The 22422-nt window shown below is 66.5% G+C and carries 17 protein-coding genes and 1 tRNA gene; 11 read left to right on the top strand and 7 right to left on the bottom strand.

Annotation, left to right across the window (positions count from 1 at the left end):
- The first annotated feature begins 51 nt into the window (after nt 1-51).
- Together U1H82_RS02060 and U1H82_RS02055 are read left to right on the top strand one after the other, a co-directional pair.
- Nucleotides 52-2484, top strand: a complete 2433-nt coding sequence (locus tag U1H82_RS02060; RefSeq protein WP_322963264.1) for a TonB-dependent receptor — start codon at nt 52-54, stop codon at nt 2482-2484.
- A gap of 136 nt (nt 2485-2620) precedes the next feature.
- Nucleotides 2621-3538, top strand: a complete 918-nt coding sequence (locus U1H82_RS02055; RefSeq protein ID WP_322963263.1) for a cell wall hydrolase — start codon at nt 2621-2623, stop codon at nt 3536-3538.
- A gap of 162 nt (nt 3539-3700) precedes the next feature.
- Here the strand turns inward: U1H82_RS02055 and U1H82_RS02050 are convergent, their stop codons facing one another.
- The 3 genes from U1H82_RS02050 to U1H82_RS02040 form a co-directional block, all read right to left on the bottom strand.
- Nucleotides 3701-4396: an HAD family hydrolase gene (locus tag U1H82_RS02050; RefSeq protein WP_322963262.1), complete on the bottom strand. Its 696-nt coding sequence runs from the start codon at nt 4394-4396 to the stop codon at nt 3701-3703.
- Between the two features lie 32 nt (nt 4397-4428).
- Nucleotides 4429-5133, bottom strand: coding sequence for a hypothetical protein (locus U1H82_RS02045; protein WP_322963261.1), 705 nt, complete (start codon nt 5131-5133; stop codon nt 4429-4431).
- 67 nt (nt 5134-5200) lie between these two features.
- A complete protein-coding gene (locus U1H82_RS02040) occupies nt 5201-7795 on the bottom strand; it encodes a PAS domain-containing protein (protein ID WP_322963260.1) in 2595 nt (864 codons plus the stop codon).
- Nucleotides 7796-7963: 168 nt separating this feature from the next.
- On the opposite strand from U1H82_RS02040, the gene U1H82_RS02035 reads away from it, so the two are divergent.
- The 9 genes from U1H82_RS02035 to U1H82_RS01995 all read left to right on the top strand — a co-directional run bounded on the left by U1H82_RS02035 (nt 7964) and on the right by U1H82_RS01995 (nt 18179).
- Nucleotides 7964-8410 (top strand): hypothetical protein, encoded by a 447-nt coding sequence (locus U1H82_RS02035; RefSeq protein WP_322963259.1) that lies wholly within the window; start codon nt 7964-7966, stop codon nt 8408-8410.
- Nucleotides 8411-8500: 90 nt separating this feature from the next.
- The gene (locus tag U1H82_RS02030; protein WP_322963258.1) at nt 8501-10690 is read left to right on the top strand and encodes a TonB-dependent receptor; all 2190 of its coding nucleotides are present in this window, start codon (nt 8501-8503) and stop codon (nt 10688-10690) included.
- Nucleotides 10691-10700: 10 nt separating this feature from the next.
- On the top strand, nt 10701-12101 hold the full coding sequence (locus U1H82_RS02025) for a PepSY-associated TM helix domain-containing protein (RefSeq protein WP_322963257.1): 1401 nt from the start codon (nt 10701-10703) through the stop codon (nt 12099-12101).
- Between the two features lie 43 nt (nt 12102-12144).
- Nucleotides 12145-12648, top strand: coding sequence for a TspO/MBR family protein (locus tag U1H82_RS02020; protein ID WP_322963256.1), 504 nt, complete (start codon nt 12145-12147; stop codon nt 12646-12648).
- A 72-nt stretch (nt 12649-12720) separates the two neighbouring features.
- Nucleotides 12721-13689 (top strand): cytochrome c oxidase subunit II, encoded by a 969-nt coding sequence (gene coxB / locus U1H82_RS02015; RefSeq protein WP_322963255.1) that lies wholly within the window; start codon nt 12721-12723, stop codon nt 13687-13689.
- Nucleotides 13686-16196 (top strand): cytochrome c oxidase subunit I, encoded by a 2511-nt coding sequence (gene ctaD, locus U1H82_RS02010; RefSeq protein WP_322963254.1) that lies wholly within the window; start codon nt 13686-13688, stop codon nt 16194-16196. The genes coxB and ctaD overlap by 4 nt, the downstream gene beginning before the upstream one ends.
- Complete coding sequence (locus tag U1H82_RS02005; protein WP_322963253.1) at nt 16193-16570, top strand: hypothetical protein; 378 nt, start codon at nt 16193-16195, stop codon at nt 16568-16570. The genes ctaD and U1H82_RS02005 overlap by 4 nt, the downstream gene beginning before the upstream one ends.
- Nucleotides 16567-17145: a cytochrome c oxidase assembly protein gene (locus U1H82_RS02000; protein WP_322963252.1), complete on the top strand. Its 579-nt coding sequence runs from the start codon at nt 16567-16569 to the stop codon at nt 17143-17145. The genes U1H82_RS02005 and U1H82_RS02000 overlap by 4 nt, the downstream gene beginning before the upstream one ends.
- Entirely contained in the window at nt 17142-18179 is a 1038-nt protein-coding gene (locus U1H82_RS01995; RefSeq protein ID WP_322963251.1) for a c-type cytochrome, read from the top strand. Before U1H82_RS02000 ends, U1H82_RS01995 begins: the two co-directional genes overlap by 4 nt.
- Nucleotides 18180-18335: 156 nt before the next feature.
- Here the strand turns inward: U1H82_RS01995 and U1H82_RS01990 are convergent, their stop codons facing one another.
- The 4 genes from U1H82_RS01990 to lon all read right to left on the bottom strand — a co-directional run bounded on the left by U1H82_RS01990 (nt 18336) and on the right by lon (nt 22321).
- Nucleotides 18336-19106, bottom strand: a complete 771-nt coding sequence (locus U1H82_RS01990) for an EAL domain-containing protein (protein ID WP_322963250.1) — start codon at nt 19104-19106, stop codon at nt 18336-18338.
- A gap of 172 nt (nt 19107-19278) precedes the next feature.
- Nucleotides 19279-19353 (bottom strand) — tRNA-Val (locus U1H82_RS01985).
- 61 nt (nt 19354-19414) lie between these two features.
- On the bottom strand, nt 19415-19714 hold the full coding sequence (locus tag U1H82_RS01980) for an HU family DNA-binding protein (RefSeq protein WP_272867546.1): 300 nt from the start codon (nt 19712-19714) through the stop codon (nt 19415-19417).
- 180 nt (nt 19715-19894) lie between these two features.
- Entirely contained in the window at nt 19895-22321 is a 2427-nt protein-coding gene (gene lon, locus U1H82_RS01975) for an endopeptidase La (protein WP_322963249.1), read from the bottom strand.
- Between the last annotated feature and the right edge of the window lie 101 nt (nt 22322-22422).

Genomic DNA, 22422 nt, shown 5'->3' with positions numbered 1-22422 from the left:
TCCCTGCCCCCTAAGTGCCCCCGAGAATAAGGTAATACCGGGGGGCTTTTCATGAATTCGATCCTTGGCCGCGTGACGCTGGCCACCTTGCTGGCTGGCCTGTCGCAGGTCGCCTTCACCCAGGCCGCAGCGGCGCAGGCCATGATCCAGCCCCAGGCCGATCCGCGCGATGCGCAGGACAATCCCGAGGTCATCGTCACCGCCCAGAAGCGCGAACAGCGGATCGAGGACGTGCCCCTGACGGTCACCGCCATTTCGGGCGCGCGCATGGCCGATCTGGGCGTCAATTCGCTGTCGGAGGTGGCGCAGTACATCCCCGGCCTTCAAATCCAGGAGCAGAGCGCGAACAACCCCGGCTTCGTGATCCGGGGCATCACCTCGGACTCGGGCTCGGCGCAGCAGGGTGCACGCGTCACGCTATACTATAACGGCGTCGACATCAGCCGGACGCGCGGCGCCTATCAGGACCTGTACGATATCGAGCGGATCGAGGTCGTGAAGGGTCCGCAGGCGACGTTGTTCGGCACCGCCGCCGCGGTCGGCGCGATCAACATCATCTCCGCCAAGCCCCGCGCCGGGACCGAGGGCGGCATCCTGGCGTCCTATGGCAATTTCGACCGGACCCAGGTGTCGGGCTATCTGAACGCGGGCAACGACACGCTCGCCGGCCGGATCGCCTTCGCCTATAAATATCGCGACGGCTATGTCCGCAATATCGCGGGCGATCCGAAGGTGGCGAACCAGAATCAGGGGCGGGTCGATCAGGACGATCTGAATGGCCAGGATCAGCGTGGGCTTCGCGGCTCGCTGCGCTGGACACCCAATTCCTCGGTCACCGCCGATCTGGTCCTGACCTATGACGGACAGCGCAATCCCGGCACCGCGTTCAAGAGCCGCGTCTTCGCCCCCACCGGCGGCCAGACCGGCGATTATGGCTATGCCGAGCTGTCGGGCTCGCCCTTCTCGGCCGAGGTCCTGGGCAAGCGCAAGCTGGGCCTGACCCGCAACGTCTATGATGCAAACCTGACGGTGGCGGTCGATGTCGCGCCGGGCATCACCTTCACCACGGTCAACGGCTATCGCCGGTTCGACGCGCTGGAAATCTTCGACGCGGACGGCGGCCCGGCCTGGTATCTCGAGTTCGGCGAGGACGCCAAGGGCGATCAGTGGAGCCATGAGGGCCGCTTTGCCTTTGACGGGCCGAAATACCGCGCCTCGTTCGGCTGGAACGCCTTTTTCGAAAACGGGCAGCAGCGCGTGCCCTTCTCGACCGAGGAAGGCACCTATCTCGCCTGTTCGGTGGCGCGCGATTTCGCGCCCGTCCGCCAGCTGCTGAACGCGGCGGGCGTGCCCACCGGTACGTCGTGTGTCGCGCCCGACGGCACCGTGCCGGGCGCGCGGGCGACCGCGATCCTGTCGCGCGGCGCGGCGACCGTGCTGCCCTATAGCGCCAGCTTCGCCAATTACGGCAATACCGACACCTATTCGGTCTTCGCGGACGCCACCTGGCTTCCCACCACCGCGCTGGAACTGACCGCAGGCGCGCGCGTGCTGATCGAGGATCGCCAGTCGGGCTATAGTTCGGTCATGCCCGACAGCCGGTTGCTGGCGGGCGCCGGGCTGTTCACCAGCCTGCTCGGCGCGGCCAATACCAAGGGCCAGAAATTCACCGCCGAGCGCAGCTATGCCGCGCTGCTGCCGCGCTTCAATGCGCTCTACCGCCTGAGCGACGACGTGAACGTCTATGCGACGATCAGCAAGGGTCGCCGCTCGCCGGTCGTCCAGCTCGATGCGCAGCGCGTGGTGCCGCTTTCGGTCGCCAATTCGGGCGCCGTTCCCCGGCTTCAGATCATACCGGCGGAAAATGTCTGGAATTACGAAGGCGGTATCAAGGGGCGGATCGGCGCCTTCACCGGCGCGGCCTCGGTCTTCTATCAGCGGTATAAGGGCTTTCAGGTCTCCGTGTTCGAAAACGGCCTGACCGTGACGCGCAGCGCCGGGTCGGCGAACAATCTCGGCGTCGAGCTGGAGGGCAATCTGGCGGTCCATCGCTGGCTCAGCCTGTTCGGCACCTTCGCCTATATCGACGGCGGCATCGCCAATGATCCGTCGAACGGCGTGTTCGCGGGCAACCGCTTCCGCCTGCAACCCGACACCACCGCTTCGGGCGGCGCGACCCTGCGCGTACCGGTCGGCTCGTCGGCGACCTTCTATGCGACGCCCAGCGCCACCTATCGCTCGAAGGTGTATTTCGAACTGCCCAATAGCGAGGCGATCTCGCAGGGCGGCTATACGCTCGTCAACCTGCGCGCCGGGGTCGAATTCGGTGACCAGAGCCGTTTCCATGTCGGCGCCTTCGCGCGCAACCTGACCAACAAGCGCTATCTGATCGATGCGGGCAATACCGGCGGCATGTTCGGCACGCCCACCTATATCGCGGGCGAGCCGCGTTTCTATGGCGTGGAGTTGGGCGCACGCTTCTAAGCGAGGTAAAGATCTTTCCCCTCCCGTCTGGGGAGGGGCTCGTCGGCGCTGAGCGAACGACGTGCCATCGCCCCCACGGTTATCGGCACTTAACCGCTTTCTAACCCCGGTCCGCTAGGCGCTGTGCGATGGGACCATGGGTTGGGAAGCGGATATCGTGCTGCGCTGGTTGATGTTGGTGGCGACCCTGGCGATCGCCACCTCCTGCACGCCGACCCGGCATGCGCCTGCGCATCTGACGCTGGACTTACCGCCGCCGACCGCACGGACGCTGCTGCGCCAGCTCGCGCTCGACGTACCCGACAAGGATCTGCCCGACACGCTGATCGGCAACACGCCCATCGAAATGGCCGCCGCCCCCGCCTTTAGCGGCATCGCCCGCACCGCGACCGACGCGGCACGCGCCGCCGAATGCCTGACCGCCGCCATCTATTACGAAGCGCGGTCCGAGCCGGTGGACGGTCAACGCGCGGTGGCGCAGGTGGTGCTCAACCGCGTCCGCGACCGGGCCTTTCCCAAGAGCATCTGCGGCGTCGTCTATCAGGGGTCGGAGCGGTCGACGGGTTGCCAATTCAGCTTCACCTGTGACGGATCGATGCTGCAACCGCGCGACCCCGCCGCCTGGGGCCGTGCCGCCGCCGTCGCGCAAGCCGCGCTGGCCGGACTGGTCTATGCGCCGGTCGGGGCGGCGACCTTCTACCATGCCAATTACGTGCTCCCCTGGTGGGCCTCCAGCCTCAGCCGGATCGGAGCGGTCGGCACCCATATCTTCTATCGCTGGCGCGGGGCGCTGGAACGCGACCTGTCGTTCCGCCAGAATTATGCAGGCGTGGAGCCGAATATCCCCTTGCCCTCGCCGGTCGGGGCCGCTGCGGCTGCACCGATGGCGGAGACGGCCTATGGCGTCGCCATCCATCGCGGCGAGCAGCGGGCGGAGGCCAATACCGCGCCGGTATCGACGGCGGGGGTCCGCATCCATCGCAACGGTTTCGCCCATGGCGGCGAGGAAGCCCCCTCCGGCGTGATCGTCGGCGAGGAAAGCGATCCAGGCTGATCGGGCCAATCCATTCCTCCCCCATAGGGGGAGGGGGACCGCCGGGCGGCAGCCCGGTGGTGGAGGGGTATCTCCGGTGCCGAGGGTATCCCGCGCGCGCCCACGGTGCCCCCCCTCCGTCAGGCCTTCGGCCTGCCACCTCCCCTTACAGGGGAGGAAAGATTAGCCGATCGTGTCGATCCATTCGGGCAGGTCGCCCAACCGCTCCAGCTGGCGGAAGCGGGGATGGTCGAGCGGCACCTCGCCCGCCTCATGGCTCCACGCCAGCGGCTGCGGGATATAGGCGGCCCAGCCACCCGCCTTGAGCGCGGGCAGAATGTCGGAGCGCATCGAATCCCCTGCCATCACCGCCGCTTCGGGGGCGACGCCGTGGCGCTCGAAAATTCGCGCGAAGGTGTCCGGCGTCTTGTCGCTGACGATCGCGACATCGTCGAAATACTGGCCCAGCCCGGATGCGGCGAGCTTGGCTTCCTGGTGCAGCAGGTCGCCCTTCGTCACCAGCACCAGCCTGCCCCGCTCGCGCAAGGCCTCGATCGTCTCGGCGATACCGTCGAGCAGTTCGACCGGATGTGCCAGCAACTGCCGCCCCGCCTCCAGCAGCCGCGCGATCAGGTCAGTGGGTAGCGTCGGCCCCGCCAGCTCCACCGCCGTCTCGATCATCGACAGGGTAAAGCCCTTGGCGCCATAGCCATAGAGCCGCAGGTTGCGCGCCTCGCACGCCTCCAGCGTGGCCCGCGCCACCCGCGCCTCGGCAAAGGGGGCGAGCAGGCCGACCAGGGCTTCCTCGGTCGCCGCGAAATGGCGCATATTGTGCCAGAGCGTATCGTCCGCATCCAGGCAGATCAGCGCGATGGTCATCGAGTATCTCCCATGTGGCGGCGGCGTTTCCATCACAGCTCGCGGATGAGGCGCAAGCCCAAACGCGGCCGGAACCGCTCGGCCCGCCCCTTTTCAGCGCCGACGCCGCCCTGCACCCCCAGCTTGCCGAACGCGCGGTGGACCTGCGGCATCAGCAGCCAATAGGCGCCCTGGCCATTCTGCCGATTGACCTCCAACCCCAGCACCGTGTCGGGGTTCACATCGTAAAAGGTCGAATGGTTGATGATCGTGCCGGTCTCGTTGCCATCGCGTAAGGTCACATCGCCGACGCCCAGCATCGTCATCGTGCTCCACCGCTCGCCAAAGCGATTGCCGAGCAGCCATAACAGGGTCGAAGTCCAGCCGCCCTCCGCGCGATCGTGCAACCCCAGATACTGGACGCCGTGGATGCTCCGCCCGCCCCGGAAGGTGCCGAGCCGCTTCTGAAGCCCCATCTTGTACTGGACGACGCGGTTGTTGATGAGCGGCAGTTCCAGCTCGACCGCAAAGCCGTCCGCCACCGCCACTTCGACCTCGGGGGCCCATTCCAGCTCGCCGCGCGGGCCGGTCAGATCGCGCTGCGCCAGCGTGTTGACCTCGATCTCGCCCGCCTTGGCGGTCAGCGGGCGGACCATGTCGAACACCATCGGCTCGGGGATGTCGGGGCCGGACTGGGCGGCGGCGGACACGCTGAAGAACAGCAGCCCCAAGGAGGAAAGGGCCAGGCGGCTGGTCATGAACATCGTGAAACTCCCAGGCGTTACGCAGTACCGCGGTGCCGGGGAGCCATCGCCGCTGATGGGATCAGGTGGCGTGGGGTTCGTACCGCCGCGCACCCGCGCCCATTGCCGCCTGAATCCCCATGACCAGCGCATCCACCGTGAAGGGCTTGGTCAGCAACTGCATGCCCGGCGACAGATGCCCGCTGTTCAGCACCGCATTCTCCGCATAGCCCGTGACGAACATGACATTCAATTCATGTCGTAATTCCCGTGCCGCTTCGGCCAGTTGCCGCCCGTTCATGCCACCCGGCAGGCCGACATCGGTGATCAGCAGATCGATCCGCGCATCCGACCGCAACGCCGCCAACCCCTCGACGCTGTCCGCCGCCTCGATCACCCGATATCCCATGTCGCGCAGCACATCGGCGATCATCATGCGGACGGTCGCCTCGTCATCGACGACCAGCACCGTCTCGCCCGCGCCCGACGGGTTGGCCGTCACGCCGGTCGCGTCGTCGCTGTCCCGTTCGGCCGGACCATGGTGGCGGGGTAGATAGAGGAAGACCGTCGTCCCCTCGCCCGGCGTCGAGTGGATGCGCACCTGCCCGCCCGATTGCTGGGCAAAGCCATAGATCATGCTGAGCCCCAGCCCCGTCCCCTGCCCCAGCGGCTTGGTGGTGAAGAAGGGGTCGAACGCCTTCTCGATCACGTCGGGGGTCATGCCGGTGCCGGTGTCGGTCACGCACAGCGCCAGATATTCGCCGTCCGGGATGTCGGCGAAGCGCGCCCCGTCACGCGCATTGCCGTCACGCAGGCGACGATTGACCATCTCGATCGTGATCCGCCCGCCGCCCGGCATCGCGTCCCGCGCGTTGATGCACAGGTTGAGCAGCGCATTTTCCAGCTGCGGCGCATCGACCAGCACGGTCCACAGATCGCCCGCGCTCTCGGTCTCCAGCATGATGCTCGGCCCGACGGTGCGGCGGATCAAGTCAGTCATACCAGCGACCAGCGCCCCGATATCGGTCGGCCGGGGCGCCAGCGTCTGCCGCCTGGAAAAGGCGAGCAGCCGGTGGGTCAGCGCCGCCGCGCGCCGGGTCGCCCCCTGCGCCGCGTCCATATAACGGTCGAGATCGTTCACCCGTCCCTGCGACAATCGCAGCGCCATCAGTTCCAGCGAGCCCGAAATCCCCGCCAGCAGATTGTTGAAGTCGTGCGCCAGACCACCGGTCAGCTGGCCGACCGCCTCCATCTTCTGGCTCTGGCGCAGTGCCTCCTCGGCGCGCATCAGTTCGGCGGTGCGATCGGCGACGCGCTGTTCCAGCTGGTCGGTCAGGGCGCGCAGCTCGGCGATGGCCGTGTCGCGCTCGGCCTCCAGCGCCCGGCGGACGCCGACATCGATCAACACGCCGGGAAAGTGCAGCGGCGTACCGTCGGCCGCATGATCCACCCGGCCATTGGCCTCCAGCCAGTGATAGCGGCCGTCATGCCGCCGCACGCGATATTGATGCGCATAGGGGCCGCCGCGCGCGATCGCCTCTTCGATCGCCTCGGCCAGCCCCGCCTGATCGTCCGGATGCACCGTCTCGACCACCTGGGCCAGGGTCAACCCGTCATGGCCAAGTGCCGGGTCCAGCCCGAAATTGCGCGCGAACGGCTCGTCCACCGTGAACCGGTCGGAGGGCAGGTCCCAGAACCAGGTGCCAATGATCGCGCCCGCTTCCAGCGCCAGCTGCACCCGCTCGGCATTCAGCCGGGCGCGTGCCTCGCTCTCCCGCAACTGCTGCTCGATACGGATACGGTCGGTGATGTCGAAGCTGACGCCCGGAAAGCGCACGCAGCGTCCGCTGTCGTCGGTGATGCAGCGACCCCGCGCCGAGACCCAATGGATCGTGCCGTCGGGCTGGACCAGCCGATATTCGGACACGAAGCGCCCTGCCTCGTCGCCGGTTCCGGCCATCGCCTCGGCGACTTCCCGCTCCACCCGGTCGCGGTCTTCGGGGTGGATTCCCCGGAAGAACTCGGCAATCGGCATCCCCGTCTCGGCAGCGGTCGGATCGACGCCGTACATGGACGCGAAGCGCCGATCCGAGCGGACGGAGTCGTTCAACACGTCCCAGTCCCACATGCCGACATGCGCGCCGGAACTCAGCGCCAGTTCCAGCCGCTCGTCCGCCTCGCGCTGCCGCCGCTCGGCCAGCACGCGCGCGGTCGTCTCGCCGGTGACGCAAACCATGCCGGCGATCGCACCGTGATCGTCAAAGACCGGCGAATAGGAAAATGTCCAGAAGCTCTCCTCCGGCCGCCCCTCACGCGCCAGGTCGAGGCGCATGTCGGTCATCTGCGCGACCCGGCCCGACAGGGCGATGTCGACCAGGGGCGCGATCTCGTCCCAGATGCTGCCCCACAGGATGCGGAACGGCGTGCCCATCGCGGTGGCGGCGCGATAGCCCAGGATCGGGCGATAGGCGTCGTTATAGAAGGAGATGAGGTCCGGCCCCCAGACCAGATACATCGGCACCGGACAGGCGATCATCGTCGCCAACTGGCTCCGCAATGCGACCGGCCATGCCTCGGGCGTGCCGAGGCTGGTCGTCGTCCAGTCGAACGCGACGATCTCGTCGACGACCTGACCCGCGACGCCGTCGAGGAAATCAAAAGCGGAGGAATGCACCATGGTTCAATTCTGCAACAGAGCACGGCCGAGCGCCAGCGCCTGTTATCCAACTGTATCAAAACGAGAAATAGGAATTTTCCGTTAAATTCCCAGTCTGCTTCCCGGTTTTCGGCAAAAACTGATCTGGCCGAGTGACAAGGCCGATCGCCTCCATTACCCCTCGCCCCCGTGACGGCGATCCGCAGCCTGTTCGCGCAACGCCATCTGGCCGTGCTGCTCTGCGCGGCGGCCCTGTTGCTCAAGCTGTTGATTCCTGCGGGCTATATGATCGGCCAGGTCGATGGCCATGCGGCGATCATCCTGTGCCCCAGCACGACGCCCGCGCCCGAGGCCGCAGCGATGCCGCACGGCGCGGGCATGGCGATGGGCCCCATGGTCATGCATCATGACCCGGCCGGTCATCCGGCGGGGCATTCCGACAAGAGCCATGGGCACGACATGCCCTGCGCCTTTGCCGGGCTCGCCGCGCCGAGCCTGGCCGCGACCGATCCGATCCAGCTGGCGCTGTTCATCGCCTTCGTCATGGCGATCGGGCTGGCGATGCCGGTCGCGCCCCGACCGCGCGCTACGCCCTATCTGCGGCCGCCCTTGCGAGGGCCACCGACGCTTTCCTGACCCCGTTTCATCCGGTGTCGCGGTTCCGCGCGGCGTCCTCATGAACCTTGCCCCCCCGCCCTGCCGGGGGGTCGGTCGAAAGCATCCTCCATGATTCTTCCCCTTGCGATGCCGGACATGGTCCTGTCCGGTCAGGCGGCACCGCCGCCTCTGCCGCCGCCTTCGTCGCCCCTGATCGTCGTGACGGCGGAGCGGCCCGGCAACACGCTGGACGATCGGGCCGAAGCCGCCAGTCGGTTGCCCCTGTCGATCCGCGAAACCCCCGCCAGCATCGAAATCCTGACCCAGGATGAGCTGCAGAAGCGCGGCGTCCGCACCGCACGCGAGGCGTTCGACCAGGTCGTCGGTGCCATATCCGGCAATGTGCCGGGCAATCCAGCGGTCGTCACGATGCGCGGCTTTGCGGGCAACACCGTCGCGGTGTTGCAAGACGGCGTGCGGATCGCGGCCTCCACCGTTGCCCAGCGCGACACCAATATCTGGCATTATGACCGGATCGAGGTGCTGAAGGGCCCCGCCTCCGTCCTGTACGGCGAAGGCGCATTGGCGGGTGTCATCAACAAGGTGACGCGCAAGCCCGTGATCGGCGAACGCACTTTGGACCTCATGGTGTCGGGCGGCAGCTTCGGCACCGTCTTTGCCGGTGGCGGCGTCAACCTGCCGGTATCGTCCAACATCGCCGTGCGCGCCGATGCCAGCTATCAGCGATCCGACAGCCTATACGATGTCGACCATAATGCCACCATGTCCACCGGGCTGACCGCGAGCGCGCTGTTCCGGCCGAGCGACCGCCTGTCGCTGCTGGTCGCGGTCGATCATTTCGAGGATCGCTATGACGCGACCTATCAGGGCCTGCCGCTGATCCCGACGCGCTATGCGCTCGACCCCAGCGATGCGGTGCGCACGACCAGCGGGCTGGTCGCCGACCGGAGCCTGAGGCAGCGCAACTATAACCCGCAAGGGAGCTGGTCCGGCGCGGACGAGACGACGATCCGATCACGGCTGGACTGGGCGATGGGCGACGGCTGGGCCGCCGCGCTGGACCTGACCGGCTATACCGCCGGCCGCGCCTTCCTGCTCGCCGATACGCAGAGCTTCGTCGCGCCGAGCGCCACCTTCCCCGATGGCAGCATCCGGCAAAGCTATCAGGATTTCCGTCACGACCATCATTTCTGGAACGCGCGCGCGGTGATCGGGCGCGACGGGCGGATCGCTGGCTTCCGCCACCGTTTCAGCCTGGGTGCGGAGTATAACGCCACCGACTTCACCAGCCTTCGCCAGCAGGCGCCGCTCGGCACCCTGCTCGATGTCGATCTGCGCACCCCCGCGCTGATCGTCGCGCCGACCGCAGCGGCCGTATTCACCAGCGGCAATGTGACCTTCCGCTCGCGGTTGAAACAGGCATCGGTCTTTGCCGAGGATGCAGTCAATCTGACCGCGCGCTGGCTGCTCGTCGGCGGCGTCCGCTGGGACCATATCGCGCTCGACCGGGCGACGATCCAGAATGTCGGCGGTGCGACCGATCGCAATGCGCCGCGCTTCGATCCGGTGTCGTGGCGGGCGGGCACGACCTGGGACGCGGTGCGGGGTGTGACGCTCTATGCGCAATACACCACCGCCGTCTCGCCGGTGTCGACCATCCTGCTCGCCTCGATCGCCAATAGCCGCTTCCGCCTGACCAAGGGTCATGCGGTCGAGGCGGGGTTCAAGGCGAGCGGCTGGGGCAATCGCGCGACGCTGACCGGTGCGGTCTATCGCATCGCCCAGTCGGACATATTGACCCGCGATCCGACCAACCCGGCCTTGAGCGTGCAGGGCGGGCGGCAATCATCGCGCGGGGTTGAGCTGACCGGCGAGCTTCGCCCGGTCCCGTCGCTGCGGCTGACGGCGGGGGCATCCTATGTCGATGCGCGCTATGACGCATTGTCGGAGCTGGTCGGCGGTGTGCGGATCGATCGCAGCGGCAACCGGCCGATCAACGTGCCCGACACGACGCTGTTCGCCTCGGCCTTCTACACCCTGCCGCACGACGTCACCTTGGGCGGCATTCTGCGACAGGCGGGTGGCTTTTATACCGATACCGCGAACAGCATTCATGTCGCGGGTCACACATTGCTTGACGCCAGCCTGTCGCTGCCGGTCGGTCAGCGCACCACCCTGACCTTGCGCGGGCGGAACCTGACCAATCGCTTCTACGGCGAATATTCCGGTTATCCGTCGACCAACATCTATATCGGCGCGCCGCGATCCTTCGACATCGCGCTGACGGCCCGGTTGTGAGGAGCATGTCATGACACCCGCATCCCGCCACGCCGCCTTTCACCGGACTATCTGGCGCTGGCATTTCTGGGCCGGGCTGCTGGTCGCGCCGGTCCTGCTGATGCTCAGCCTGACCGGGGCCATCTATCTGTTCAACGACGAGTTGAACGATGCACTTTACCCGGAACTCCGCTTCGTCGCGCCGCACCGCGCCGATGTGCCCATGTCGCGGATGATCGGGGCCGCGCTCGCCGCCTATCCGGGCAGCGCATCGCGCGTCGATATGCCCCAAACGAACGACCGCTCGGCGGTGGTGTTCGTCCAGCCGACCGAGGGACCGCCGCGCCGGGTCGCAGTCGATCCCGGCACGGGCAAGGTGCTGGGCAGCGTCGTCTATGACCGCACGCTGGTCGGCTGGGCGGATGCCATGCACCGGTCGATGCTGATGGGTGTGTTCGGCGAGCGGCTGGTCGAACTGGCGGTCAGTTGGGCGCTGGTGCTGCTCGTCACCGGTGTCATTCTGTGGTGGCCGCGCGGGCGGTTCACGGCGGCGGGGACGCTCTGGCCCAGATTGCGCGGGCGCGGGCGGCGTTTCTGGCGCGACCTGCATGGGCCGTTCGGCGTATGGACCGTCGCGCTGATCGGCTTCCTGATCGTCACCGGCCTGCCCTGGGCCGGGATCAGCGGGCCGATGGTCCACCGGGTCGGTGCAGCCCTCGGCGTGGGTTATCCTCCTTCCTTCCGCCAGTACAACATTCCCCATAGCGTGCCGATGAAGGCCGCGTTGGGCGATGCGCCCTGGACGCTCGAAGACGCCCCCATGCCCCACTCGGCGATGCCTGCCATGGGCGGCGAGCATGCCGATCACGGTCCCGAAATGCCCGGCGCGACCCACGACCCCGCCGTTATTCGCGGCACCGACCGGGTGACCGACATCCTGCGCGCACATGGCTGGACGGGCAGCTACCGACTGTTCCTGCCCAAGGGAGCAGACGGGGTCTATACCGTCTTCACCTATCCCGACCGGCCGGTGGGGCAGAAGACGCTCTATATCGACCGCTATAGCTTCAAACCCATCGGGCCTGAGGTCCGCTATGCCGATTACGGCATCCTGGGCCGTGCGGTGGAATCCGGTGTCCAGCTTCACATGGGCAATTATTTCGGCCGTGCGAACCAGTTGCTGATGCTGATCCCCTGCATCGCCATCTGGGTGCTGACGTTCAGCGGCGTCGCCATGTGGTGGAAACGACGCCCGGCCGGACGCGTCGGCGCACCGCCCAAGCTGTCAGGCGCGCGGGTCGGCGGGCTGCTCGTATCGCTGGTGGCAGCGGGCATCGCACTGCCGCTGTTCGGCCTGTCGCTGATCGTCATCGGCCTGCTCGACCGTGTCCTGCTGTGGAGCCGCCGCCGCATCGCTGTTGAACAGGCTTGAGCGATGGCCGTTATCCCCCCGACATTCGGAAGGGACGAAGGCCATGAAGAAGCAGGGATTCTCACCGCTGGTGGCGGGCGGCATCGCAGCGGGTGTGCTGGGGTTGAGCGCGGTGATCGGGCGGCGCAACGCCCCCGACCCGTCGCACCCACGCATCCGCCGCTGGTATGCGCGGCTCGACAAGCCCGGCTTCACCCCGCCCGACAAAGTGTTCGGCGCGGTGTGGCCCGTGCTGGAGACGCTGGCGGCGGTCGGCGGCTATCGCCTGCTCCGCCAGCCAGCATCGTCCGCCCGCAATGCCTCGGTCGCTTTATGGCTGGGCAACAGCGCGATGATCGGCGGCTGGACCGAGTTGTTCTTCCGCGAACGCCGCACCGGCGCCAGCACTGCCGCCGCTGGCGCGATGGCGCTCGGCACCACGGCGCTCGCGGCGACTGCATGGAAAGTCGATCGCCCGGCCTCGGTCAGCGTCATGCCGCTGGCGGCCTGGCTGGGCTTTGCGACCCTGCTGGCCGGGGAGGTGTGGCGCCGCAACGACAATCGATAGCAGAAATGCCGCAAACATGAATTTTAGATGAAGCCCACATGAACTATTCCGCCAAGGAAACGTTCGGGGGCCATGCGGGGGAAAAGCAGCGCCACTCTGATTCTGACGGCCGGTTTGCTGGCGGGATGCAACACGCATCAATCCACGCTGGCGCCATTCGGGGCGGATGCGGCCGATATTCGCCACCTTTTCATCATCATGCTGATCGGCGCGGTGGTGATTGCGGGCGGAGTCGCGCTGCTGATGCGCCATGCCGTCCGCGCGCCCGAGGGATCGATCGACCATCGCAAGGGGATGCGGATCGTCCTGTGGTTGGGCGGGATCATCCCGACCATCATCCTGCTCGGGCTGCTCGCCTATTCACTGCCCTATATGCGGCCCCGCCCGACCTCGCCCGCCGACCTGACCATCGCGGTCGATGGCGAGCAATTCTGGTGGCGCGTCGCCTATGCGCCGCCCGGCCGCCCGCCCGTCCTCAGCGCCAATGAAATCCGTATTCCCACCGGCCGCACCGTCGCCTTTCGCCTGAGCGGCGGCGATGTCGTGCACAGCTTCTGGATACCGGGACTGGCGGGCAAGATGGACATGATCCCCGGCCGCATCAACAGCCTGGTCGTCCGCGCCGAGAAACCGGGCCGCTATCGCGGGCAATGCGCCGAGTTTTGCGGGCTGTCCCATGCCCTGATGGCGTTCGACGTCATCGCCATGCCCCCGGCGGCCTTCGACGCCTGGCTGGTCGAACAGGCCCGCCCCGCCCGGCCGAGCGACACCCCCGGCGCGCGCCTGTTCGCGGCCAATGGCTGCGGCGGCTGCCACGGCATTGCGGGCGTCACCGCGCCCAGCCGGATCGGCCCCGACCTCACCCATTTCGGGTCGCGCCGGACGCTGGCGGCGGGCATCCTGCCCATGACCCCGGCCAACGTCGCCGGCTTCATCCGCCATCCCGAAAAAGCCAAGCCGGGCGTCCGCATGCCGTCCTTCCCCCAATTGTCGGATGACGAGGCCGCCGCCCTCGCCCGCTATCTTCAGGGCCTGAAATGAGCCTCCACGCCCAGGACGATCTTCAGCTTCGCGCCGCGCAGGAGGAACGCCTGCGCGCGGTGTGGAAGCCGCCCAGCGGCCTGTTCCTGCGCTGGACCGATACGAACAACAACCGGGTCGGCGTCTGGTACACACTGACCGCGTTCGGCTTCATGCTGTTTGCGGGCGTGCTGGCGCTCATCATGCGCACCCAGCTGGCGGTGCCGGACAATGACCTCGTCTCGGCGAACACCTTCAACCAGCTGTTTACGCTGCACGGCTCGATGATGATGTTCCTGTTCGCCGTGCCGATGTTCGAGGCGGTGTCGATCATCCTGCTGCCTCAGCTGCTGGGCGCGCGCGACCTGCCCTTTCCGCGCCTGTCGGCCTTTGGCTATTGGAGCTTCCTGATCGGCGGCGTGTTCGTCGGCGGCTCGATCTTCTTTAACGCCGCGCCCGATGGCGGCTGGTTCATGTACCCGCCGCTGACCACCCGCACCGACCTGAGCGGGCTGGGTGCCGACATCTGGATGCTGGGCCTGTCCTTCATCGAGGTGTCGTCGGTGGCCGCCGCCGTAGAGCTGATCGTCGGCGTGCTGAAATGCCGTCCGCCGGGGATGCGGCTGAACCTGATGCCGCTCTACGCCTGGTATATCCTGGTCGTGGCGGTGATGATCCTGTTCGCCTTCCCGCCGCTGATTGCGGGCGACCTGTTGTTCGAGATGGAACGGCTGCTCAACTGGCCCTTCTTCGATGCTGCGCGCGGGGGCGATCCGCTGCTGTGGCAGCACCTGTTCTGGATTTTCGGCCATCCGGAAGTCTATATCGTCTTCCTGCCCTCCATCGCCCTGTTCGCGATGATGATCCCCACCTTCGCGCAGCGGCATCTGCTCGGCTATCCCTGGATCGTGCTGGCCGCCGTCGGCACCGCCTTCCTGTCGTTCGGGCTGTGGGTCCACCACATGTTCGCGACCGGCCTGCCGAGGATCAGCCTAGCCTTCTTCTCCGCCGCCTCCGAAGCCGTCGCCATCCCGACCGGCGTGCAGATCTTTGCCTTCATCGCCACGCTGTGGGCGGGCAAGGTGAAGTGGTCGACGCCGCTGCTCTATGCGTCGGGAAGCCTGGCCATCTTCGTCATCGGCGGGCTGACCGGCGTGATGGTCGCAGTCGCGCCGTTCGACTGGCAGGCGCACGACACCTATTTCATCGTCGCGCATCTCCATTACGTGCTGATCGGCGGAACCCTGCTGCCGCTGTTCGGCGGGCTCTATTATTACTGGCCGCTCATCACCGGCAAGAAGCTGTCCGATCGGCTGGGGCGGATCGCCTTCTGGATCATGTTCGTCGGGATCAACCTGACCTTCTTCCCGATGCACCTGTCGGGGCTGGAAGGGATGCCGCGTCGCGTCTTCACCTATCCCGAAGAACTGGGCATCGGCTGGCTGAACCTTGCCTCAACCGCCGGGTCGTACATGTTCGCAGCCGGGGTCGCGGTGCTGGTCGTCGACCTGATGCTCTCGCCAACGCGCGCCAAGTCGCCGCGCAATCCGTGGAATGCGGGCACACTGGAATGGCTGGCACATCCGGATGACGAGGATTGGGGCATCCGCTCGGTACCGCTGGTCGAGAGCCGCTATCCGATCTGGGACCAGAAGAATTTCGTCGCCAAGGTCGATGAAGGCCGCTTCTTCCTGCCCGACGCCGAGGAAGGCCGTCGCGAGACGATCATCACTTCGGTCCTGGACGCAAAGCCCGTCTCGGTGATCCGGCTGGGCACGCCCAGCGTCAAACCGATGCTGACCGCCGTCGCGCTGGGCAGTGTGTTCATCCTGACCACCTATCACCTCTATCTGATCGCGGCTTTGGGCGGCGTGGTGACGCTGGGCTGCATCCTGTGGTGGCTGTGGGACACCGCCGAAATCCCCGAAAAGCCCGAAAAGCCGATCGGCCACGGCATGCGCCTGCCGCTCTATATCGCAGGGCCAGCCGCGCCCGGCTGGTGGGCGATGTTCATCACGATGATGGCGGATGCGACCGCCTTTTCCGGCCTCGTCTTCGGCTATTATTTCTTCTGGACGATCCATCCCGATTTCGGCGACGGGTTTGACGGGCCGGGCAGCGGCGGGCCGTTGATGGCGCTGGCCCTGTCGCTCGCCAGTTGGGCCGCGACGCTCAGCGCGCGCGAATTTCATGGCTGGGGCTCGGTCCATGCCGCGCGGGCGCTGCTGATCGGGGGAGCGATCGCCGCCATCGCCAGTGTGTTTGCCGGGCTGCGCTGCCTGGAGGGGCTGGACCCGGAGGCCAATGTCTATCCCGCCATCGTTTGGGTGCTGGTCGTCTGGACCGTCGTCCACGCCGCCGTCGCCGTGATCATGCAGCTCTACACGCTGACGCGCAGCATTGCGGGCAAGATGACGCCGACCCATGACGCCGACATCCGCAACATCACTGTCTATCTGCACTTCTTCGCGCTGACCGCGCTCGTCGCCTATCTGACCATCGGCCTGTTTCCGGAGACGGGGCTGTGAAGCGCTGGCTGAAGAATGCGCACCGCCTGCGCGTCACGCTGTGGACGCTGATCGTGCCGCCGACGACCTGGGCGGTGCATTTCCTCTTCTCCTACCTATGGGCCGCCATCTCGTGCGAGCGAATCGGCGAATGGGCGCTGTTCCCGACCGCCTTCGCGATCGGAACGGTCGTCGCGCTGATCGTGATCGTCGCATCGGGCGTCATCGCATGGCAGCAGTCGCGCACGCCCGGCGATCCGCCGCCACATAACGAAGGCACCGATATCGATCGCCTGCGCTTTCTGGCCTATTCGACGATGCTGTTGTCGGGATTGAGCTTCGTCGCGGTCATCTTCACCGCTTTGCCGGTGCTGATGCTGGGGGACTGTCGGTGAAGCGCAGCTGGCTGATCGCGGGGCTGGCGCTGTTGCCGCTGGGCTGGGGCTTTAGCGGCTGGGGCATGACCGGGCATATGGTCGCGCACATGATCGCGGTGGCGGTCGCCGCGCCGCTGATCGCGCTGGGGGTGCAGGGGACATGGGCCGACCCGGCGGTGCGAATGCCCCGGCTGGCCACCCCGCTGACCGCCGCGCTGATCGAGGCGGTGGTGGTGTGGGGCTGGCATGTGCCCGCGCTCCGCCGTCTGGCGGATCATGCGCCCGGCTGGCTGGTGGCGGAGCAGGTGAGTTTCCTGGCGGTCGGCCTGCTGCTCTGGGCCGCCGTGCTCGCCCCTCGACACCGCGCGGCGGGCGTGGCGGCCCTGCTCGTCACCTCGATGCATATGACCCTGCTCGGCGCGCTGATCGGCCTCGCGCCGCGGCCGCTCTACAGCCATCACGACATGGGGGCGCTGGCCGATCAGCAGGTGGCGGGCGTCGTCATGTTACTGGTCGGCGGCATCGCCTATCTCTGCGGCGGGCTCGCGATGCTTGCGCGGCTGCTCCAGGCGCGAGAGGAGGCGCACGCATGACGATCCGCATCACCTGGAAGCGGGTGCTGGCGACGCTGCTCGGCCTGGCCCTGCTCGGCATGGGGCTGGCCTGGTCGGGCGTCATCAACCTTGCCGCCTCCAGCGGACATTGGGCGATCACCGACTGGTTCCTCCACTGGGCGATGCGCAATTCGGTACGCACCCATGCCGCCCTTACCGCGCCCAAGGACCCGGCCGACCGTACCGGCATGGTCAGCGCCGCGGGGCATTTCGCCAATAGCTGCGCCATGTGCCACGGGGCGCCGGGGCAGAAGCCATCCCCCGTGATGCAGGCCGCCACCCCGCCCGCGCCCGATCTGTCGATCAACGCACGTGAATGGGCCGACAAGCAGCTCTTCTGGATTCTCCAGCACGGCGTCAAATATACCGGCATGCCCGCCTGGGCCGTGCAGGACCGCCCCGACGAGGTTCGGCGCATGGTCGCCTTTGTCCGCCGCCTGCCGGGCATGACGCCCGCCCAATATCGCGCGCTGGTCGCCGAGGCTTCGCCTTCGGTCGATCCCGACAACTGCACCGGGTGCCATGGCACCGACGGCCGGGGGCGCGGCGCGCCCGACATCCCGATTCTGGGCGGCCAGCGCCCGGACTATCTGCTTGCCGCACTACAGGGCTATGCCAACGGCACCCGGTCGAGCGCGGTCATGCAGCAGGTGGCGATGCGGATGGAGCCCGCCGCGATGGAGGCCGCCGCGCGCCGCTTCGCCGCGATGCCAGGGCTGGGGGGCACGCCTTCGGGCGATCCGGCGGCGGCGCGGATCGTCGAGCATGGCCTGCCCGACAAGCAGCTTCCCGCCTGTGTCAGTTGTCACGCACCGGGCAAGCCCTACCCCGTCCTCGCCGGACAGCGGGCGAGCTACATCGCCGCGCGGCTGCGCCAGTGGCAGGGCGACAAGAATGTCGTCGACGCGCGCAAGAGCCATGCGACCATGCCCGTCATCGCACGGCGTATCCCGAAGGATATGATCGATCCCATCGCCCGCTATCTGGCAGGCGGAGCAGGCATGGGGCGCTGACCGCTGACGCTTTCAAGCACGACATGATAACGCATTCCTCCCCTGGCAGGGGAAGTGGCAGCTGCAGGCCTGACGGAGGGGTACACGCTATCGAGAGCGCGACACCCCTCCCCTTACAGGGGAGGAATTGCATGGACGCCGATCGGCTCCTGCCCCTCAGGCACTCACCGCCCAGGACGGTTCCTCGGGCAAGTGCCCCGGCGGCAGGCAGCGGAAGCCCGGCCGGGCGATCAGATAGCCCTGCATGTACCGTACCCCCAGCGCATGGAGCGTGTCATATTCGCCGATCGTCTCCACCCCTTCGGCGATGATCGCGATGCCCATCTTCTCGGCGATCCGGATCACGCCCTCGACGATCATCCGCCGGGGCATGGCCTGGTTGATCCCCCGGATCAGCGCCATGTCGAGCTTGATATAGTCGGTCCTGACCTGCCCCAATAGCGTCAGTCCGGCATGACCCGCACCGAAATCATCGATCGCGGTGCCGAAGCCCATATGGTGATAGGTATCGAGGATGGTCTTCAGATGCTCGCCATCGCCCATATCCGCCTGTTCGGAAAATTCGAAGATCAACCGCTCATAGGGCAGGTTCAGACGCCGGGCGGCGTCCAGCGTCGGCTCCAGGCAGGCGAGCGGCGAATAGACGGTGTCGGGGAAGAAGTTGATCGACAGCCGCGCATCCGAATCCAGCAGCCCCGCCGCCACCGCCCCCTCGATCGCGGCGACCCGGCATTGCTGGTCGAAATCATAGCGTTCCTCGGGCTTCACGCTCGCCAGGATATCCGCCGCGCCCTCGCCCTTGCGCCCCCGCACGAGCGCCTCATAGGCGATGGGGCGACCGGTCTCGACATCCATGATCGGCTGAAACGCCATCGCGATGGCGAAGGCCGGATGCTCGGGACAGAAGCTGCGATACCCAGGCTGCATGTCATTCTCCTTTGCCGGCGAGCATAAGGAGTGGCCGCTAAAGGCACGTTAAATTGTCAGGCATTCGGCAAATTATTGCCGAATCTTGCCAGACGGCGGCCAAAAGGAGAGAAAAGGCTGGCCGATCAGGCAGTTCACCATTTTCTCCAGACCGCCAGGCCATTGGAAAAAATGGTGGGCGCGACAGGGATTGAACCTGTGACCCCACCCGTGTGAAGGGTGTGCTCTACCGCTGAGCTACGCGCCCGTAACCGGGAGACGGGCCTTTAGGCGGCGACTCGCCGCCTGTCCAGCCCCAAAAAGCGGATTTAGTTGACCGAGTCCTTCAGGAGCTTGCCCGGCTTGAACTTGGGCTGCGACGACGCCTTGATCGTCATCGGCTCGCCGGTGCGCGGGTTACGGCCGGTCGAGGCCTTGCGCTTGGACACCGAGAAGGTGCCGAAGCCGACCAGACGGACTTCGTCGCCCTTCTTCAGCGCGGCGGTGATCGATTCGAACACGGCATCGACCGCCTTGACCGCATCGCCGCGCGCGAGGCCCGAGGAGTCGGCGACGGTGGCGATCAGCTCCTGCTTGTTCATTCCATAACCCCCTATGATCTCGACGATAAAGACGGACTCGGTGCCGCCCAAATATTAAAGGAACGATAATGACGCGGCAGACCGTGCTGTCAAACCCCGTCGTTACCCAAAGCGAACGATGACGCAAACAGAGGCGCGTGTCATCCTCATGACATCGTTTGAAAAAGGCCGCCGGTCCTACGACCGGCGGCCTCTTCTCCGCGACGATCAGTGGTGGCGTTCGCCGCCCACCGCCGGGATGGGCGCGGGCGGGAGCGCCGCCAGCTCATCCGCATCGGTCCAGTCGATCGCCTCCAGCGGCCCGACCAGCGCCAGCCGCAGCACTTCGTCGACATGCGCGACCGGCACGATCTTCAGCCCGTTCAGGATATTGGCAGGGATGTCCGCCAGATCCTTCTCATTCTCCTGCGGGATGAGGACGGTGGTGATCCCGCCCCGCAGCGCCGCCAGCAGCTTTTCCTTCAGGCCACCGATCGGCAGCACGCGGCCACGCAGCGTGACCTCGCCGGTCATCGCCACATCCTTGCGCACCGCAATGCCGGTCAGCGTCGACACGATCGAGGTGACGAGGCCGATCCCCGCCGACGGACCATCCTTGGGCACCGCGCCTTCGGGCAGGTGGATATGGATGTCCTTGCGGTGGAACAGCGACGGCTTGATCCCGAAGCTGGGGCTGCGCGCCTGGACGAAGCTGAAGGCGGCCTGCACCGATTCCTTCATCACGTCGCCCAGCTTGCCGGTGGTCTTCACCTGGCCCTTGCCCGGCACCGTCACCGATTCGATGGTCAGCAGTTCGCCGCCGACCTCGGTCCAGGCCAGACCCGTGACTGCACCGATCTGATCCTCCTGTTCGGACAGGCCGTGGCGATATTTCTGGACGCCCGCGAACTCGTGGAGGTTTTCCGGCGTGATCGTCACCGACGTCGCCTTGCCTTCCAGAATCTGGCGCAGCGCCTTGCGGGCGAGACGTGCGATCTCCCGCTCCAGCGTACGCACGCCCGCCTCGCGGGTGTAGCGCTGGATCAGCGCGCGCAGGCCACCTTGCGTCAGCGTGAACTCGCCGTCCTTCAGGCCATGCGTCTCGACCTGCTTGGCGATCAGGTGGCGCTCGGCGATCTCGACCTTCTCGTCCTCGGTATAGCCCTCCAGACGGATGATCTCCATGCGGTCGAGCAGCGGCTGCGGCAGGTTCAGCGTGTTCGCGGTACACACGAACATCACGTCCGACAGATCGATGTCGATCTCCAGATAGTGATCGTTGAACTTGGCATTCTGTTCGGGATCGAGCACCTCCAGCAGCGCCGAGGCGGGGTCGCCGCGGAAATCCTGGCCCAGCTTGTCGATCTCGTCGAGCAGGAACAGCGGGTTGGACGTGCCGGCCTTTTTCAGGTTGGTCACGATCTTGCCCGGCAGCGAGCCGATATAGGTGCGGCGGTGGCCGCGAATCTCGGCCTCGTCCCGCACACCGCCCAAGCTCTGGCGGATGAACTCGCGCCCGCACGCCTTGGCAATCGACTGGCCCAGCGAGGTCTTGCCGACGCCCGGCGGGCCGACGAGGCACAGGATCGGCCCCTTCAGCTTGTTGGTGCGCGCCTGCACGCCCAGATATTCGACGATCCGGTCCTTCACCTTTTCCAGCGCATAATGATCCTGGTCGAGGATCGCCTGTGCGGCGGCGATGTCCTTCTTGACCTTGGACTTCTTGCCCCAGGGCAGGCCCAGCAGCACGTCGAGGTAATTGCGCACGACCGTCGCCTCGGCGCTCATCGGCGCCATGGTCTTCAGCTTCTTCAGCTCGGCCGTCGCCTTGGTCCGCGCTTCCTTCGACAGCTTCAGCGTCGCGATCTTCTGGGTCAGCTCGGCGATCTCGTCGCCATCGCCGTCCTCGCCCTCATTGCCCAGCTCGCGCTGGATCGCTTTCAGCTGTTCGTTGAGATAATATTCGCGCTGCGTCTTCTCCATCTGGCGCTTGACGCGGCTCTTGATCTTCTTCTCGACCTGCAGGACGCCGAGTTCGCCCTCCATCAGGGCATAGGCCATTTCCAGCCGCTTGGCCGGATCGGTCTCGACCAGCAGCGCCTGCTTGTCGGCGACCTTGACCGAGATGTTCGCGGCGACCGCATCGGCCAGCTGCGAGGCATCCTCGATCTCGGCCAGCTGCACGGCCGTTTCGGCGGGCAGCTTGCGGTTGAGCTTGGCGTAATTCTCGAACTGGTCGACCACCGAGCGCATCAGCGCGGCGAGCTGCGCCTTGACGTCATGCTCCTGCTCTTCGAGCGCGGCTTCGTCTGCCTCGACCGGTGTGGCGTCGATCGTGGCGGTCAGGTGCGTGCCCGATTCGTCCAGTTCGACCAGACGGCCGCGCGTCTTGCCCTCGACCAGCACACGGACCGTGCCGTCGGGCAGCTTGAGCAATTGCAGGACGCTGGCGGTCACGCCGATCTCATACAGATCCTCGCGCGCGGGATCGTCCTCGGCGGGATCGAGCTGAGCGACCAGGAAAATTTCCTTGTCCGCCGCCATTGCCGCTTCCAGCGCCGCGACCGATTTGTCGCGGCCGACGAACAGGGGCACGATCATGTGCGGGAAGACGACGATGTCACGCAGCGGGAGGACGGGATAGGACTGGTTCATGCAAACTCCGGTGGCCCTGATCGGGGCCTCTTCGTCACTATATATGGGGAGGGTTGCCGATCCATCAATTCCCGGTGCGACAAGACGCATCGGCACGGCTT

It is taken from the genome of Sphingomonas fuzhouensis, from assembly GCF_034659795.1.
Lineage (GTDB): Bacteria > Pseudomonadota > Alphaproteobacteria > Sphingomonadales > Sphingomonadaceae > Sphingomonas > Sphingomonas fuzhouensis.
This window is presented reverse-complemented; position numbering and strand designations above follow the sequence as displayed.